The 845-nt window shown below is 44.0% G+C and carries 1 protein-coding gene and 1 pseudogene; both read right to left on the bottom strand.

Features of this window, described 5'->3' with window-relative positions; all coding sequences use genetic code 11:
• On the bottom strand, positions 1-334 hold a 334-nt coding region (locus ACTHS3_RS15970; RefSeq protein WP_440368502.1), incomplete at its 3' end, for an FAD-binding protein.
• Between the two features lie 46 nt (positions 335-380).
• A pseudogene (locus tag ACTHS3_RS15965) lies at positions 381-845 on the bottom strand (LEM-3-like GIY-YIG domain-containing protein); the annotation flags it as partial.

Raw genomic sequence — 845 nt, 5'->3', positions numbered from 1 at the left:
TTTCCAGCCCGCTTAAACCCAGTTCAACCGTATGTAAAACAAAATCATGCCAAATTTCCCCGGCTTGCGCTTCGATATAAACCAGGCCGTCTGAACGCTCAATTTCGCGTATTCCCTTGTTTTCCATATGCACAACCAGACCCGCATAGTCCTCCATCAAAAGGATATTGCTGCCGCCGCCGAGCCATAAAACGGTATCGCGGTCGAACTCGGGCAGTCGGACGATGTCGCGCAATTCATCGGCGTGTTCGAGCGCGATAAAGGCTTGGGCTTGGGCGCGAAGACCGAAAGTGTTGTAGGGGGTGAGGTCGGTTTGGTATTGGATGGGTTGCATGATGATTTGTGATTTTGTGGATTCGGGTCGTCTGAAAACTTACTGTTTAACAATTACGATAGGTAATGGGGTTTTGGGGCGCTTTATAGTTTTCTTGGGAAGAATAGGTCAGCTTATTCACGATTTCTTCATAAATTTTGGAGTCATCTGGTAACGGCTTGCCTTCAAACATCCAACGACCTTGAATAATATCGTCGGCAGAAATCCATCTTTCGATTTCATACACTGCTAATGTCCAGCCGCGATAGACTGCAACTGCATATTTTGCTTTTTCACGCCTGCTTCCGATTTTCCAATATTTCCGTGTACGTTCGTAAATTTCCTTATCCCTATCGGCTTCAGGAATATTTCCGGATCTGATGCCTTTTTTCAGTTTCTCGTATTCGTTATTAATCGTAATTAAAACAATGGGTTTATCAGTTTTCAATTCTTGTGCATCATATTTTCGTTTTAATTCGGACAAGCTCATCAATCCTACTTCAGAAGAATGCGTGCCGCCTTGAATATTAGT

The sequence above is a fragment of the Neisseria sp. P0009.S007 genome (assembly GCF_051962515.1).
The sequence above is the reverse complement of the archived record's forward strand: the minus strand, read 5'-3'. Positions and strand labels throughout refer to the sequence as shown.